Origin of the sequence: Syntrophorhabdus sp. (genome assembly GCA_012719415.1) — a bacterium.
Classification (GTDB): Bacteria; Desulfobacterota; Syntrophorhabdia; order Syntrophorhabdales; family Syntrophorhabdaceae; genus Delta-02.
On sequence record JAAYAK010000305.1, the window covers coordinates 1 to 15,557 of the forward strand.

Here is a 15,557-nt window from a genome sequence, read left to right on the forward strand (position 1 = left end):
ATGCTCGTAGACCAGTTCGGCCGGGAAATCCAGTCCAACAAGCCCATCCTCGAAGAAATAGCCGTTCAAACAGTCCGGGACCGCTACGGTTCATACCCGTCCCAGGGGCTCACCCCGGAGCGCCTTGCGAGGATCTTCAAAGAGGCGGACCAGGGAGACGTGACGCGCCAGGCGGAGCTCTTCGAGGAGATGGAGGAGAAGGATCTGCACCTGACAGGTATCCTTCAGTCTCGTAAGCTCGCGGTGACGGGTCTCGATTGGGACGTCCTGCCGGCCAGCGACAGCGCGGAGGACAAGGAGATCGCGGCCGCGGCCCGGGAGATGATCGAGTACATCGAGAACATCGACGATGCCCTCATGGACATCCTCGACGCCGTGGGAAAAGGCTTCTCCGTGCCGGAGATCATGTGGGAGATCTCCGAGGGACAGGTCTGGGTGAAGGCCATCGAGTGGGTTCACCAGAAGCGCTTCACTTTCAACTCCCCTCAGGGACTCCTCAAGCGTCCCCGGCTCCTGACCGACGCCGCACCCGTCTGGGGCGAGGACCTGCCGCCCAACAAGTTCCTCATCCACGCCTACAAGGCCCGCTCGGGCGCGACGCCGCGGGGAGGACTCCTTCGTCCCTGCGGCTGGATGTATCTCTTCAAGAACTACGACATCAAGGACTGGCTCATCTTCAACGAGCTCTTCTCCGTGCCGATGCGGATCGGCAAGTACAAGCCCGGCGCTTCGACGAACGATATTGAGGCACTCAAGCGCGCCGTTTTCAACCTCGGCGTCGATGCCGCGGCGGTCATCTCCGAATCAACGATGATCGAGATCCTCGAATCGAAGGTAACAGGAACCAACAGCTCACATGCGAAGTTTGCGGAGTTCTGTGAAAAGGGAATGAGCAAGGCGGTCCTCGGGCACACGGGCAACGTCGAAGGTACCCCCGGGAAGCTCGGCGCCGAGAAGCAGGCCACCGACCTGAGGCAGGATCTTCTGGAATCGGACTCCAAGGCGCTCATGAAGACGGTCAAGTTCCAGCTCCTCGCGCCCTGGGTCGTCTTCAACTACGGGCCCGGAAAGGGCGTGCCGATATTTAAACTCCACTACGAGGAAGAGGAGAACCTTGAAAGGACAGCGAAGGTCTACGGCATCTTGGTGAAAGAGGCCGGCTTCGAGGGGATTCCCGAGGGTCACATTTACGATCGTTTTGGCATCCCGAAACCCCAGGCAGGAGAGAAAACCCTGCGCCTGCGGCAGCCGGGCGGATCCGGTGATGACGGGCAGGTCGAGAAGACAGCCCACAAGGCACCCATAACCGGCGGCATCGATAGCCTCATCAGTGCACAAAAATACGTCGACTCTCTTGCCGATGATGCGCTCGCGCAGGGGGCAATCGATCTGTCGGCTGTCGAGCGGATCGTTGAGGAAGCGGAGTCTTTTGATGACCTGCAGGCGAGACTCGCCGAGGCTTACAGTGGCATCGGCATGAATCAGTTCCGGCATGTCCTCGCGGAGGCCATGGTCCGCGCAGATCTGAAAGGGAGGTCTTTTACATGATCTCCTTCGAAACCCTTCCCTTTGATGAAGCGATCAAATCCTTCCAGGACAAGACGGTCCTCACACCGGACAGATACAGACAGCTCACCGTGGCAGCCCAGGCTAAGGCCTTCACTGTCTCCGGGGTGGCCCGGATGGACGTACTGACCGATCTCTACACGGGGATCGACAAAGCAATCGCCGAAGGCACGACATTCCGTGATTTTAAGAAAGCGGTAAAGGAGACCATGACAAAGCGCGGCTGGGAAGGTCTTAATCCTTACCGGCTCGACACAATATTTCGGACGAACATCCAGGCCGCATACCAGGCGGGCCATTATCAGAGACAGATGGAGGTCGCAGGTAGTCTCCCCTTCTGGCAATACGTAGCCGTTATGGATGGCAGGACCCGTCCGGCCCATGCCGCTATGAACGGCAGGGTTCTGCGCAGTGACGATCCCTTCTGGCAGGCGAGCTATCCGCCGAATGGATTCAACTGCCGCTGTACCGTCCGCGCACTTTCGAAGGAAGACCTCTCCCGGGAGAAGCTCAATGTCGAGAAGGACCTCAAGGCTATGGCGGACCCGGGATTTGACAGTAATCCCGGCGCATCCCTCGGGAAGACTCTCACCGACAGGGAATTTCTGGCATTGCAATCAGACCCTGACCGCTGGACTTCGCTGATCGGGAAGACCTATGCCGATCACGGTCGCAGTCCAATCCTCCAGGTGAAGGATTATGTACGGTCGACGACTACCCCATGGCCGAAGGGCGAGAAGGCGGTGAAACTGTACAAAGAGAAACTTATGGGCAGGACCCTGCGCGATGCGATCGACGATCCCCTCATTATGAATCAGACATTTGCAGACCATCTCAAGCTCGACGGCCGCGAACGGTTTTTGCCTCTCATCGAGGAGGCCATCAGGACACCCTACGAGATATGGCTCCAGGCGGAAAAGGAGAAACTGACAGGGAAAGTGGTGCTGAGAAAGCGATACATCTCCCTCATCGAGTCCGGCAAGAACCGGCCCCTGCTCCTCGTCGCTGAGGGTGCCCGGGGGCAGTGGGTTGGATACACGGCCGTCTATACGAGAGACCTTAAATACGTTGATGCCATGCGGGAAGGAGTTTTGCTTTATGGAAGGTAGATTGGGTCAGGCACCCTCCGTGCAGAGTCTGCCGGTCTTTGCCGTATCGGGGCACGGCCCACGGCATCGACATGTAGAGTTTAGCACGGCGCAGGGAGATGTCAAGTGCAGATAGACGTCGAGATCAAGGACAGGGAAGTCAAGCGGCTCTTCACGAGGCTCAAGAAGAACGCGACGGACCTCAGGCCCGCCTTCCGCGAGGTTGGCGAGATCGTCCGCTCCTCGGTGATCAGGAACTTCCAGGAGGGCGGCCGTCCCGACAAATGGAAGGAGACGAAGACCGAGTCCATATACAGCGCCTACCGGGGCAGAGGAAAGAAGAAACGAAAGGTCTACACGCTGAAGGGATCCCTCACGAAGGGTTACGCCCGCTACAAGGCAGGCAAGAAGACCCTCATTGACAGAGCGAGGCTCCAGAATTCAATCACGGCCCGCGCACAATCCGACAGGGTGATAGTGGGAACGAACGTCATCTATGCCCGCATCCACCAGCTCGGCGGCGAGGCCGGCAGAAACAGGAAGGTGAAGATCCCGGCGAGGCCGTACCTCCTGGTTCAGGAGGAGGACTGGACACTGATCAGGGATTGCCTCAGGGGATTTCTCATGAAAGGAGCACAGGAATGAAAAACACGCTGGTTTTGATCTGCAAGGACTTAGAAGGGAAGATTCCCACTGAGATCCAGGTGATCCCCTTCGGGTACCACAAGACACCGAAGGGTCCCTTTGAGCTTAATCACGAAGGAGCTGCGGCGATCATCGAGGCGTTCGAGGCTCAGAAAAACGACATGGTGATCGATTACGAGCACCAAACATTTGCGGACCCTCCCGTGGAAGCCCCGGCTGCCGGATGGATAAAACAGCTCATCAACAGGGGCGAGGACGGTGTGTGGGCCGCCCTGGAGTGGACCGAGAAGGCTAAACAGTATATCGCCAATAAGGAATATAAGTACGTCTCACCGGTCTTCCTGAAGAGGATTTCCGACGACAGGGTGGTCCGGCTTATTAACGTGGCGCTCACCAACCAGCCGAATATCGACGGCATGGCTCCTCTCATCAACAAGTTCGGCTTTGAGGGGAGCAAAAATACAAAGGAGGCAACTATGAAAGACTTGCTAAAACTCCTCGGACTTACCGAGGACGCGAAGGAAGAGGCGGCCATCGCCGCGGTGAACAAGCTGATGACAGACCTGCAGGCAAACAAGGCAACTGTGGCAGTGATCGCCAACAAGGGCGTCCTCGATGCCCTTGGCCTGGCTGCAACGGCCACGGAGTCGGAGATCGTCGGCACCATCGAGGCGATGAAACAGTCCCACACGAAGATCGACGATGTCATGAAGGAACTGAACGCCCTCAAAACAAGCTTGACGCAGAAGGGTGCCGACGACGCCGTCGAGATGGCCATGAAGGAGGGCAAGATCACGCCGGCACAGAAGGACTGGGCCCTTGACTACGCGAAGCGCGACCTGGAGGGCTTCAAGGTCTTCGTCTCGAAGGCCCCGGTTGTCGTCATCGAGGGCAAGGTGGTCACCGACCAGAAGGAGACCGGCGCCGGCATCGATGACGTGCAGACCCAGATCAACAAGATGTGCGGCGTCGACGAAGAGACGTTCAAAAAGTACAACAAATAGGGGGTAGGACATGACAGCATTGGCAACAGACAAGAAGATTGAATATACCGAGGGCGTCGAGGTCCCGGTACCGGTAGACGGAGGCAGTAAGATCTTCGCCGGCGCGAATGCGTGCTTCAATGCAGCGGGGTTTCTTGTTCCCGGAGCGGACACGGCCGGTCTCATCTATGCCGGCGTATCCCGGAGCTCCATTGACAACAGTCTTGGCCAGGATGGCGACGAGTCCGCGGTTGTCCGGCGGCGCGGACTTTTCCTGATGGAACTCGCGACGGCTATTACCCAGGCGAACGTAGGCGACAACGTCTTTCTCGTCGACGATCAGCTCGTGGATCTGGCCGGGAATGTCACAAACGATATCTTCTGCGGTATCATCGCCCAGTACGTCGACACGACCCATGCCTTTATCGACATCCTTCCGGCCATTTTACAGGCGGATGTGGCTACACACATCGCCGACGCGTCCGGAGCACATGCGGCCTCTGCGATTTCCGCGGCCGACGCCGGAAACCATTTTGCGGCCGCCGAGGCCACGGTGGAACAGCAGCTCCAAAAGCTCGGCAAGGGTCCCTTCTTCCTGACACTTCCCCGGTTTACCGGCTGGACCAAGGACGGAGCGGACAAGACCATCGCGCTGGCGGCGATCGAATCGCCGAATCCCGTCATCGTAAAACGGGCGTACGCGAATCTCGGCACCGCGCCCGGCACGGGCAAGACGCTTGCCCTCAAGCTCAACGATACAGCGCTCCTTTCCATCGCCGAGGACGCGACCCAGGGTGAGGCTGAGAACCTTTCGATTGCCATCGCGAAGGACACGGACTTCGTCATCAAGGCGAATGAGACTGCGGAAGGAGCCGGCGCGAACTGCGACATCACCCTCGTCATGTATATCGATGACGGTGAATAAAAGAGCCTAAAAAGGAGGCATGCAATGATTATCAACCAGGCAGCACTCTCCGGGATTTACAAAACCTTCAGCACTATCTTCAACCAGGCGCTGGAGGTCGCGAAGAGCCAGGTCGAACTTGTGGCCATGCGGGTGCCCTCTACGGGCAGGAGCGTCGACTACAAGTGGCTCGGAACCTTTCCGAACATGCACGAGTGGCTCGGCGACCGGGTCATCAAGGACCTCTCGGGCTTCCATTACGAACTACTGAACAAGGCCTACGAGTCCACGATAGAGGTCGACCGTGACGACATCATGGACGATCAGATCGGTGTCTACACGCCTATGATCCAGGGGCTCGCTCAGGCCGCCAAGATCCACCCCGACATCCTCGCCTTTGCCTTGCTCGCCGCCGGGTTCAACACAAAATGCTTCGACGGGCAGTACTTCTTCGACACCGACCACGAAGTCGCGGGGGCATCCGTGTCCAATACGGGCGGCGGCTCTGGAACGGGCTGGTACCTCATGGACCTTTCTCGTCCCATCAAGCCTATCATCCTCCAGATGCGCAAGGCGCCGGAGTTCGTCGCCATGGACAAGCCCGACGACGAGAACGCGTTCATGCGCAAGAAATACCGCTACGGCGTCGATGACCGAAAGAATGTGGGCTACGGACTCTGGCAGCTCGCCTACGGCAGCATGCAGACCCTCGATACTACGGCATACGCCGCGGCGCGGGCTGCGATGATGTCCTTCACGAACGATGAGGGCGCGCCCCTCGGCATCATGCCCACGCACCTCGTTGTTCCGCCCACCCTGGAATCCGCGGGCAGGACTGTCCTCGAGGCCGAGAAGAACGCCAACGGCTCATCGAACGTCTGGTACCACACGGCCGAGCTCGTTGTCGTGCCCTGGCTGGCATAGAAGGAGGAACCGATGAAGATCAAGTGCAAATCGATACCGGAAAGATTCCGCAGGGCGGGGATAACGTTCTCGAACTCTCCCGCGGAATACGATGTTAACGAAAAGACGCTCAAGGTCCTTCAGGCGGAGCCCATGCTCGTTGTCGAGGTCCTTCCGGAGGAGAAGAAAGAGCCAGAGAAGGGAAAGACCCCGGACAAAGAGAAGGTATCAGCATCCCAGGATCAGACCGGCAAGAAGGACAAAGAGAAAGAGAAGTAACACAAGACAAGGAGGCCAGGAGGAGGGCCCAGCCCTCCTCCCTTACTGAACCATGGCATACTGCACGCTTGACGATATCAAAAAGGCCCTGGAAGAGGCGACGGTCATACAGCTCACCGATGACGAGAATTTGAAGCCTGCGGCCATCGATCCGGTGGATCCGGACCACGCGGCGATCATCTCCCGCGTCGATGAGGCCATCGAAACCGCCGACGCGGAGATCGACGGCTACTGCGCCGTGAAGTACTCCGTGCCACTTTCCCCGGTACCGGCCGTCGTGAACAAGCTCTCTGTCGAGCTCGCCATCTACTATCTCCACGGCAGGCGGAGCATCCCGGAGAAGATAGAGAAGCGCTACGAGAGGGCCGTCTCACGGTTGAAAGACATCGCCAGGGGGCTGCTTTCCCTGGGCGTAGACCCGGAGCCGGCGGCATCGACCTCCGCCGACAGCGCGCAGGCAAGCAAGGCAGCGAGCGATCGGGTCTTCACCCGCGACACATTGAAGGGGTTCTGACATGCTCGCAGAGATCGAGGCCGCCGCGGCTGCCAGACTCACGCTGAAAGTGGCCGAGCCGAAGAACGTAGAGATAGAGGAGAAACACGGAGCGCTGGCCATGCCGGCGATCGAGGTATACACGGCAGGCGGACCGTTCGCAAAGGTCGGTCAGAGGTACAAGCTCACGCCGTCCGTCTTCGTTGTCGTAACCTTCCAGAACATGCGATCGGTGAAGGACCGCCGTGCGGGGATGTACCCTGTCCTTGAGGCCGTGATATCCGCCCTCCTGCTTCAGACGCTGGGCCTTTCCATCGATCCCCTCGTTCCGAAGGAGATCACAAACATTACTCTCGAGGAAGAGGAAGACGAGGGAAAGATCGTCTTTGCCGTGGAGTTCCAGACGGGATTCATCATCGACAAGATCGATGATGATGCGGCCGCCGCGATGGATCTCCTCAGAATCGGCTTTGAATATTATCTCAAGCCAGGTGATGACATCGCCGACGCTGAGGACGTCGTGGAATTTGAAACTGAAACGTAAAAGGAGACTATTATGGCTGATTTAAAAGTGACCGCAGCGCCAGGCATGCGCTGTCCCATGGAAGGCCGGCCGCGAGAGTACATTACCGACACCGCGGCCGCAGAGGTACCCGACACCGCATACTACCGCAGGCTCCTCGCCGATGGTTCCCTCATCAAGGTCGGCCCGGGGAATAAAAAGGAGGTAAAACCTGATGGCAAGTAAAAACATATCCTTCGACAACATCCCGGCTTCGATCCGCAAACCCGGCAAATATATCGAGTTCAACACCCGGCTCGCCGTGCGGACCCTGCCGAACAACAAGCAGCGCATGCTCATCGTCGGGCAGAGGACCTCGGACGGCACGATCGCCGAGAAGATCCCGACCCAGGTCTTCTCTGATAAGGAAGCGGAGATATACTTCGGCCCGGGGTCGATGTGCCACCTCATGACACGAGCCGCGATCACGGCCAATCCCTACCTGGACCTCACAGTCATCGCCCTTGATGACGCAAGCGCAGGCCAGCCTGCGGTGGGAACGGTGACCATCGCCGGCGCCGCAACGGGCACGGGTGTACTGACGCTCTACATCGGGACAAAGAAGATCGAGATAGCGATCGCCACGACAACGGCAGCGGCGGCTGTAGCTGCGGCCCTCGAGGCGGAGCTTGACAAACACCCCGATCTGCCGGTAACGGCGAGCGTCGCCGAAGCAGTCGTGACTTTGACCGCCAAAAACGAGGGCCCCTGCGGCAACGACATACACGTAAGCTACGTCCTCACAAACGCCCCGGGGATAACGGTCACCATCGTGGCCATGGCGACAGGAGCTGCCAACCCGACCCTTGCAGACGCCCTTGCGGCCGTCTTCGGGGAACAGTATGACATCATCGTCACACCGTACAACGACCAGACGGACCTGGCTACCCTCAAGACCCACCTCGATTCGGTGAGCGGTCCCCTGGAACAGAGGCCGGGTACCGGCGTCTATGGAATGAACGGGGCCCTGGCCACAGCGACAACACTCTCCGGACAGGTCAACTCGGGGCGCATCCTCTGCGCCTATCACCGCTACACCGCAGCCACCCTGGTGCAGAGCATGCCCTATGAGATCGCGGCCGCCTTCGGGGCCGTCATGGCCTGGGAGGAGGACCCGGCAAGGCCCCTCAATACCCTGGAACTCAAGGGTATCGCGGCCGCCAACATCGCCGACCGCCTCTCCAGAACCGAGCAGGAGAACCTCCTGTACAACGGCGTGTCACCGAACGAAGTGGGCCCGGGAGAGACGGTACAGATCGTCAGGGCCATCAGCACCTACCTGCAGGATCCCCAGGGGATCGATGACATATCACTTATGGATATTACGACGATCCGGACGCTTGATTACGTGCGCAAGGCGGTGCGGACCCGTATCAGTCTGCGTTTTCCCAGGGAGAAGCTCTCCAGTAAGACACCCCCAAAGGTCAGAAGCGAGATCCTCGATGTCCTCTTGCAGCTCCAGGACCTGGAGATCGTCGAGGAGGTGGAGGCGAACAAAGACGGCCTGATCGTCGAGCGGGACCTGCAGGACCCGAACCGGCTCGATGCGCGGATCCCCGCGGACGTTGTTAACGGGCTCCACGTATTCGCCGGCAGGATCGACCTGCTGCTGTAACAAGACAAGGAGGAAACCATGGCAGATGAATATGTAGAACTGGTAACGCTGGAAGTGAATGGCACCGAGATCACCGATTTCCAGAAGGTATCAGAAAACGATTACGAGGTGCGCCGGGCCGTCAATCTCATGAACAAGACGGGATTTACAAAGACCACTCCCCGGTATGGCGTGAAGGTGGAATACGTGATCCCCAAAAGCCAGACACCCTTCAACTTCAATGAGGTGGAAAACGGCACCCTCACCATCGACTGCGGCAACGGCAAACGGATCACCTACGGCGGCGTCTTTACGACCAAGATCGGAGAGGTATCATACGGTGAGAAAGAGGCCACCCGGAGCATAGAGCTCGGCGCAACGGAAAGGAATGAGGCATGATAAAGGAAAAACGCACGCTGCCGATCGGCATTGAGTATAACAGCCAGGTCCATCGCGAGCTCGAGATCGAGGCCCGGCGCGTCGCCCATATGGTGGACGCCCTCGAGGAAGAGAGGGCCCAGGAGAATAGTCGTTATCGCGAAGTGTGTATGTACGCATGTCAGATAATCAAGCTGGGCGATATCCCGAAGGAGGACATCAATGGAGAGCTTCTCCTGATGATGTTCCCCCGGGACTTTGAGGTGCTGACGGAGGCAGCGGAGACGGCCCAGAGACGGGCCGAGGGGTTTCAATCGGGGGCCGAAGAATCAACGGAGGCTTAGCGCCGCCGAGGCAGAGGTTCTCCTGAGACAGGCGATACTGGCAATGCTCAAGCTGGGATTCAGCTATTCGGATGTAAGGTCAATGTACGCAAGGGACCCGGCAGCCTGGCTCGATGCCCATGAGAAAATCATCAATCCGAAACGCGGACGGACGTACATCGTAAAAAGGAAAGCAGAGCACCTATGAGCAGCAAGAATGCTGTGGAACTAATCCTATCCGGGAACTCTTCCAAACTCCTGTCGGCTCTGGGCGTCGGCGAGAAGGGTATCAGAAAGTTCGGCCAGACGGCAAAGCAGGAGTTCGACAAGGTCCGCAAGGCGGCCACATCCGTGGAAGGGAAGCTTGCGTCCCTCGGGGTGTCGATCGGCGCGGGCATGCTGGCCAAACAGTCCGCCCAGATGGACAAGATTCTCACCCAGATCGGCCAGACTGCAGGGGCAAGCAAATCCGAGGTCCAAGGTCTCCGGAAAGAGCTGTTCCGGATGTCGTCCGAGACGGGTCAGAGCGTTGAAGACCTCCAGCAGGGATTCAACAACGCCGTCCAGGCCGGACTGAATTTCAAAGAGGCTCTCCCCGTCATCGAAGCAACCAACAAGGCGATGGCGGTCACCGGTGCAAACGCCGACCGGTTGACCTCGGGCCTCACGGTCGCCGCAACGGCGTTCGAGTTCGATCTATCCAAACCAAACCTGGCTCTGTCCCTCCTCGATAAGATGACCACGGCCGGGCGTCTCGGGAACGCCGAGCTACAGAACCTCTCCGACATCTTTGCCCGCGTCGGCGTCAATGCATCGCGCGCCGGAATGGGCTTCGATCAAACGCTGGCTTTTATTGAGGGTCTTTCCCTCATTGAGAAGTCCCCGGAACGCCTCGCCACTCTCGCGGACTCGACCCTGCGCCTGTTCACGAATCTCAATTACATGAAACAGGCCCAGAAAACGACGGGAGTGAAGTTCTTCGACGAGAGCGGTGAACGACGCAACCCGCTGGAGATCCTTACCGACATCAAGAAGAAGTACGACGCTCTTAAAACCACTGCGCAGCGCGAGAGCTTTATGGGTAAAGCCCTGAAAGGCGCCGACCTCGACACGATAAAGGGCATACAGACGCTTCTCAAGGGAGACATGCTCGGCAAGATCTCCGGAGAGTTTCTCGGCAAGATCGGGCAGGCCGCAGGCACAATAGACAATGACCTCGACGACGCGATCAACAATGCGATCGACCAGACGGGCAGACTGAAGGCACGGATGCGCGAAGCCGCCGATGATTTCGCGAAGCCAGTCAAAGATGCCGTAACGTATGCCATCCAAAAATTGCTCAACAAGAAAAAGAACTCTGAAGATTGGGCCGTCGATTATGACACGGGCACCCCCCGTGGGGTGAGCGGTCTTGGCCTCTCAGGGAAGCAGCTTGTCGGTGGCGGAATTGCGGCGCTCGGTGCTGGCTATGCAGCATATCGGTTCGGCGGACCTCTTGCAAAGAAACTCCTGGGCAAGCTCGGTGGATCCGCAACGGGCATCGCAGAAGGAAAGGCGGTAGAGGCTGCTACGGGTGTTACCCCCGTCTTCGTCACGAACTGGCCGCCGGGTGGTATTGGTGGAGCGGGCGACATCCCTGGCGCTTCCAAGGCCGGATCTCTCATGAAGAAGGCTCTCCCATTTGCTGGCAAGGGACTTGCCTGGCTTGCCGGAGGAACGGGCGCACTTGCATCGGCCGCCGGCCTGGCGGCAGCCACGTCTGGGACCGCACTTTACAGTGCCTATGATGTCGCCCGCGGTGGAAGCGGAAAAAACTGGATCAGCAATACCTTTGATTCGGCGATACAGGCACTTTTCAATGATAATAAAAGCCTGGGTGACCGGATGTATGACTGGCTAAACAAAGAGGGTGTTAAGAACACCATCAACATTAACGTAGATAAGGATGGCCGCGTGACGACGAATTCAGACAATATGAATACACAGGTCAATAATTCAAACCACGGGTACTTTTTCTAATGGCAGACGACAACAAATTCGAAGCAAAGATCGATGACTTCAACCTCGAGATGGAGAACATCGAGGACACCATAGAAGTGTCCATCGCAAAGTACGAATTTCCCTTCCGTCACGGTGCCCTTCTTGAGAACATGGGACAGAAGGCCCGCGTCATCAAGGTGCGCTGCTACTGGTACGAGGAGACCTACGAGACGCACAAGGATTTCGTAAAGCACCTGGAGAAGAAGGAACTCTTCGAACTCCTTCACCCAAAGTACGGCCTGATAAAGGGTTCCATCGATTCTATCTCGATCCGCCATGATGACCGTAAGAAGACCGCAGAAGTGGACCTTGCCTTTACCGAGGGTCTCATCACAGAGACACAGGCCGAACCGAAATACATCAACAAGGGCGCCGTCGACTGGGGGGCCGAGGATACCTTCGCTGCCGGTCAGACCGAACTCATCGAGGAGCTGGAGACCGATGTCCGGGAGATCCTCGGCGCCGAGGCGATGGAGATCCTCTCGGCCGTCCTTGATCCCGTGCAGCCCCTCATTGACCAGTTTACCGGCATCTCGACCCAGGCACGAAACTACGTCAAGGCGGCGGACACCTTCATAACAGGCCTCGCGGGGACACTGACCACGATCACCAACCCCGCGAATTCCCTCCTGGCGATGATAACCTTCCCGAACACCCTGGGCGGCATTGTTATCGGTACCCTGGCGCGGACGCTGGAGCGGTACTCGACCCTTTACGATACCCTTCGCACCTCACCGACCCGCTTTCTTAGCAGCCTGGCGGGCAGTTTCGGTTCCCTGTTCGATGACACAGAAGACCCGGAAACCGCTCAGGACGAGGCGATAGCCTCCACATTCTCAAAGTATGTGACGATCGCCTCGGCGCAGCGCCTCGGTCTCGAGACGGCGTATGTCTTCCGGGATGACGAGGATAATCGCGAGGTGGTCAAGCGTCTCGAGACAACTCCCTCATTCGATGCCCTGGGCAATTACATAAAGCCGGAATCGACCGAGCAGATCCTAACCGTCGACGAGATCGAGATGATCCTCGGCAATGCCCGGACAGGTCTTCAGACAGGGGTCGACCTCTCCCGGAGGACACAGAGCCTCAAGACCATGGCCGCGGATCTCCTTGCCCATGTCAACGACATCAAGCTCGAGAGGGATAAGATCGTCACCGTCGAGACACAGAACACTCTGCCGCTGCATCTTCTCTGCCTGAAGTACGGCCTGCCGTACAATTACGCGAACCGGATCAATAGCATCAACCGCATCAAGAACCCCAGTTTCACCCCTGCCGGCGAGGTGAGGATGTATGTCCGATAACATCGAGCTGCGCGTCGGCAGCACGGCCATCAAGAACTGGCTCTCCTATACGATAGAGGCCGATATCTACACGGCCGATGACGCCTTCTCCCTGGAGCTGGCACATCCCGAGACGGAAGTAACAAAGGGGAAGAGGTGCGAGCTCTACGTCAACGGCACCCTGGAACTCACCGGGATCATCGATCGCGTGAGCAAGAGCTACGATAAGTCCGGACAGAAGCTCAGGGTCGAAGGCCGGGACCTCATGGGCCTTATCGTCGACTCCTACTGCGAGGAGTTCTTCACCCTCCAGGGCACAACGGTGAAGTCCCTGGCAGAGCGCCTCCTTTCGCCCATACCCTTTATTAACCGGGAGAAGATCATCTACCAGGAAGACTTCGCCGGGCGCCTGAAGAAGAAGGGAAAGGCCTCCGGAGAGTCATCGCTGAACCTCATCGACGCCCCTCACAACTTCTCGCAGATCGAGCCGGGCATGACCGTCTTCGAGGCCCTGAAGCAGTACTCGGCAAGCCGCGGCATGATGTTCTTCTGTCTTCCCGACGGCACCTTCGTCTTTGGCAAACCCAGGGAGAAGGGAACACCGCTCTACAAGATTGTCTGCACCCGGGAGGGCAAGGAAAACAACGTCCTCGAGGGAGAGAAGATAGAGGATATCTCGAAGCAATACTCGAAGATCACCGTCATCGGCCAGCAGCAGGGGACCGACGACTTCGAGTCGAACAAGATCAATACAAAGGCCAGTGTGACGGACAGCTCCGTTCCCTTTTACAAACCGATGGTGGTTCGGGACAACAACGACTACCAGAGCCCGGCACTCCATGCCCGCATGCTCATGGAAAAGGCACGCCATGACGGGTTCCAGCTTCGCTACAAGGTCCCCTTTCACAGCCAGGGCGGCAGGAACTGGACAATCAACGAACTCTGCACGGTCAGGGACGAGGTCCTCGGCATAGAAGGGACCTATCTCATCTACGGCCGGACCTTGGAGCTGTCGCGGCAGGGTACCTACACGAGCATAAAGCTCGGCAAACCGGGGGTGGCAAAGTGATACGGGGCATCATTCAATCCGTCGTTGAAGGAGTGATAAAGCGGTTCAGTGCGGCCGGCAGGGCCGATGAGACCATCGCGAACCGGGAGTACTTCCAGCACTACGGCTTCACGTCCCGGCCGCTTGCCGGCGCCGAGGCCATCCTCATCCAGGAGGACAATCACATCGTCATGATCGCCTCCGACGATCGCAGGTACCGGCTCGGCATCGAGGCCGGCGAGGTGTGCCTTTATACGGACGAGGGAGATCATATCCGGATGAAGCGTAACAAGGAGATCTACGTCAAGAGCGGCAACAAATTGACCGCCGAGGTGGACAACGAGGTGGCCATCACCACAAAGACGGCCGTGATAAACGCCGTAGACGCCACCGTCAATGCATCAGCCTCGGCGCTCATCAAGGCCCCGGCCGTTACCATCCAGGCGGATGCGATCGTTATGGCGTCTCTCTCCGGAGGCGGGGGCGCGGCAGCCACCTTAAGGGGAGATTTCAACCTGGAAGGTAGCATCACGGCAACGGGGAATATCAGCGCCACAGGGACGATCATCGACGGCGCCGGCAACACGAACCACCACAGTCATTAGGGGAAGGAATGGACTTCAAGATACTGACGGATGACGATGCAATAGGGCAGATGACCTTCGATCCCGCGGAAGACATCATGAACAACGTTTACCTGAGTCTCGTCGTCAAGCGGGGCTCCTGGTTCCAGAACCCCGAGTTCGGCTCACGGCTCCATCTCCTGCAGCGCGCCAAGAACACGGAGAAGACGGCGGCCCTGGCGGAAGAATACTGCAAGGAGGCCCTTCGGTGGCTCATCGATACGGGAAGAGCAACGAACGTGGTCGTCTATACCGAGCGTGACCGTACCCAGGACCTGCACCGCTTAAAGCTACTTGTCGAGGTCACCCAGGCGGACGGCAGGCAGGTGAGCTTTGGAACCTTTGTGGAGGTTGTATGAATTTTCAGAAGGACTTTGACGAGCTTCTCAATGAGATCCTGACGGACTACAGAAACCAGTTCCCCGAGGCTGACACGTCACAGGGCTCGCTCATCTTTATCAAGAGCGCCTGCCTGGCGTCGGCGCACTGGGGTCTTTATCGCTATCAGGAGTGGATCTCGCAGCAGATCTTCCCCGATACGGCGGATACCGAGGCCTTGGAGCATCACGCCTGGGTGCGGGGCCTAACCCGGACATATGGCGAAACAGACGCCGCATACCTCACCCGGCTCCTCGACTACATCAGGCGGCCGCCCGCGGGCGGGAACAAGTACGATTACATCAAGTGGGCCCTGGAAATCGACAACGTGGCGTCGGCTTACTGCTTCCCTCTTGCCCAGGGCCTCGGGACTGTGGATGTCATCATCCTCGCAAACAAGACGAACACCGGGGCTCAGGTCCCATCGTCTTACGACACGCTCACGGGGACAGCCACCTCCGTTGTTG

19 protein-coding genes are annotated in these 15,557 nt (G+C 58.3%); all 19 read left to right on the top strand.

Annotated features, from left to right (window positions below; genetic code table 11):
* On the top strand, positions 1-1,548 hold a 1,548-nt coding region (locus GXX82_17065), incomplete at its 5' end, for a DUF935 domain-containing protein (GenBank protein NLT24757.1).
* Entirely contained in the window at positions 1,545-2,675 is a 1,131-nt protein-coding gene (locus GXX82_17070) for a minor capsid protein (GenBank protein ID NLT24758.1), read from the top strand. The genes GXX82_17065 and GXX82_17070, both read left to right, overlap by 4 nt.
* Before the next feature lie 105 nt (positions 2,676-2,780).
* Positions 2,781-3,299, top strand: coding sequence for a phage virion morphogenesis protein (locus GXX82_17075; protein NLT24759.1), 519 nt, complete (start codon positions 2,781-2,783; stop codon positions 3,297-3,299).
* Entirely contained in the window at positions 3,296-4,303 is a 1,008-nt protein-coding gene (locus tag GXX82_17080; GenBank protein NLT24760.1) for a hypothetical protein, read from the top strand. Before GXX82_17075 ends, GXX82_17080 begins: the two co-directional genes overlap by 4 nt.
* 10 nt (positions 4,304-4,313) lie before the next feature.
* Complete coding sequence (locus GXX82_17085; GenBank protein ID NLT24761.1) at positions 4,314-5,207, top strand: hypothetical protein; 894 nt, start codon at positions 4,314-4,316, stop codon at positions 5,205-5,207.
* Between the two features lie 24 nt (positions 5,208-5,231).
* Complete coding sequence (locus GXX82_17090) at positions 5,232-6,110, top strand: hypothetical protein (protein NLT24762.1); 879 nt, start codon at positions 5,232-5,234, stop codon at positions 6,108-6,110.
* Between the two features lie 12 nt (positions 6,111-6,122).
* On the top strand, positions 6,123-6,368 hold the full coding sequence (locus GXX82_17095; GenBank protein NLT24763.1) for a hypothetical protein: 246 nt from the start codon (positions 6,123-6,125) through the stop codon (positions 6,366-6,368).
* Between the two features lie 52 nt (positions 6,369-6,420).
* On the top strand, positions 6,421-6,882 hold the full coding sequence (locus GXX82_17100; GenBank protein NLT24764.1) for a DUF1320 domain-containing protein: 462 nt from the start codon (positions 6,421-6,423) through the stop codon (positions 6,880-6,882).
* A gap of 1 nt (position 6,883) precedes the next feature.
* A complete protein-coding gene (locus tag GXX82_17105) occupies positions 6,884-7,405 on the top strand; it encodes a DUF1834 family protein (protein ID NLT24765.1) in 522 nt (173 codons plus the stop codon).
* A 12-nt stretch (positions 7,406-7,417) separates the two neighbouring features.
* Entirely contained in the window at positions 7,418-7,609 is a 192-nt protein-coding gene (locus GXX82_17110; protein NLT24766.1) for a DUF2635 domain-containing protein, read from the top strand.
* Positions 7,599-9,038 carry a phage tail protein gene (locus GXX82_17115; GenBank protein ID NLT24767.1) on the top strand — a complete coding sequence of 480 codons (1,440 nt, stop codon included), beginning with the start codon at positions 7,599-7,601 and terminating at the stop codon, positions 9,036-9,038. Before GXX82_17110 ends, GXX82_17115 begins: the two co-directional genes overlap by 11 nt.
* An 18-nt stretch (positions 9,039-9,056) precedes the next feature.
* The gene (locus GXX82_17120) at positions 9,057-9,416 is read left to right on the top strand and encodes a hypothetical protein (GenBank protein NLT24768.1); all 360 of its coding nucleotides are present in this window, start codon (positions 9,057-9,059) and stop codon (positions 9,414-9,416) included.
* A complete protein-coding gene (locus GXX82_17125; GenBank protein NLT24769.1) occupies positions 9,413-9,739 on the top strand; it encodes a hypothetical protein in 327 nt (108 codons plus the stop codon). The genes GXX82_17120 and GXX82_17125 overlap by 4 nt, the downstream gene beginning before the upstream one ends.
* A gap of 183 nt (positions 9,740-9,922) precedes the next feature.
* A complete protein-coding gene (locus tag GXX82_17130; GenBank protein ID NLT24770.1) occupies positions 9,923-11,737 on the top strand; it encodes a phage tail tape measure protein in 1,815 nt (604 codons plus the stop codon).
* Complete coding sequence (locus GXX82_17135; GenBank protein ID NLT24771.1) at positions 11,737-13,062, top strand: hypothetical protein; 1,326 nt, start codon at positions 11,737-11,739, stop codon at positions 13,060-13,062. Before GXX82_17130 ends, GXX82_17135 begins: the two co-directional genes overlap by 1 nt.
* Positions 13,052-14,110 carry a hypothetical protein gene (locus GXX82_17140; GenBank protein NLT24772.1) on the top strand — a complete coding sequence of 353 codons (1,059 nt, stop codon included), beginning with the start codon at positions 13,052-13,054 and terminating at the stop codon, positions 14,108-14,110. Before GXX82_17135 ends, GXX82_17140 begins: the two co-directional genes overlap by 11 nt.
* A complete protein-coding gene (locus GXX82_17145; protein NLT24773.1) occupies positions 14,107-14,694 on the top strand; it encodes a baseplate assembly protein in 588 nt (195 codons plus the stop codon). Before GXX82_17140 ends, GXX82_17145 begins: the two co-directional genes overlap by 4 nt.
* Before the next feature lie 8 nt (positions 14,695-14,702).
* A complete protein-coding gene (locus GXX82_17150; GenBank protein NLT24774.1) occupies positions 14,703-15,071 on the top strand; it encodes a hypothetical protein in 369 nt (122 codons plus the stop codon).
* Positions 15,068-15,557 (top strand): hypothetical protein (locus GXX82_17155; protein ID NLT24775.1); only part of this gene is annotated, 490 nt, incomplete at its 3' end. The genes GXX82_17150 and GXX82_17155, both read left to right, overlap by 4 nt.

Excerpts from the sequence above, each read along its gene's own strand:
- GXX82_17090 (NLT24762.1), top strand. The coding sequence starts at position 5,232 with ATGATTATCAACCAGGCAGCACTCTCCGGGATTTACAAAACCTTCAGC.
- GXX82_17120 (NLT24768.1), top strand. The coding sequence starts at position 9,057 with ATGGCAGATGAATATGTAGAACTGGTAACGCTGGAAGTGAATGGCACC.
- GXX82_17110 (NLT24766.1), top strand. The coding sequence starts at position 7,418 with ATGGCTGATTTAAAAGTGACCGCAGCGCCAGGCATGCGCTGTCCCATG.
- GXX82_17080 (NLT24760.1), top strand. The coding sequence starts at position 3,296 with ATGAAAAACACGCTGGTTTTGATCTGCAAGGACTTAGAAGGGAAGATT.
- GXX82_17130 (NLT24770.1), top strand. The coding sequence starts at position 9,923 with ATGAGCAGCAAGAATGCTGTGGAACTAATCCTATCCGGGAACTCTTCC.
- GXX82_17095 (NLT24763.1), top strand. The coding sequence starts at position 6,123 with ATGAAGATCAAGTGCAAATCGATACCGGAAAGATTCCGCAGGGCGGGG.
- GXX82_17115 (NLT24767.1), top strand. The coding sequence starts at position 7,599 with ATGGCAAGTAAAAACATATCCTTCGACAACATCCCGGCTTCGATCCGC.
- GXX82_17105 (NLT24765.1), top strand. The coding sequence starts at position 6,884 with ATGCTCGCAGAGATCGAGGCCGCCGCGGCTGCCAGACTCACGCTGAAA.
- GXX82_17085 (NLT24761.1), top strand. The coding sequence starts at position 4,314 with ATGACAGCATTGGCAACAGACAAGAAGATTGAATATACCGAGGGCGTC.
- GXX82_17135 (NLT24771.1), top strand. The coding sequence starts at position 11,737 with ATGGCAGACGACAACAAATTCGAAGCAAAGATCGATGACTTCAACCTC.
- GXX82_17150 (NLT24774.1), top strand. The coding sequence starts at position 14,703 with ATGGACTTCAAGATACTGACGGATGACGATGCAATAGGGCAGATGACC.
- GXX82_17070 (NLT24758.1), top strand. The coding sequence starts at position 1,545 with ATGATCTCCTTCGAAACCCTTCCCTTTGATGAAGCGATCAAATCCTTC.
- GXX82_17140 (NLT24772.1), top strand. The coding sequence starts at position 13,052 with ATGTCCGATAACATCGAGCTGCGCGTCGGCAGCACGGCCATCAAGAAC.
- GXX82_17125 (NLT24769.1), top strand. The coding sequence starts at position 9,413 with ATGATAAAGGAAAAACGCACGCTGCCGATCGGCATTGAGTATAACAGC.
- GXX82_17100 (NLT24764.1), top strand. The coding sequence starts at position 6,421 with ATGGCATACTGCACGCTTGACGATATCAAAAAGGCCCTGGAAGAGGCG.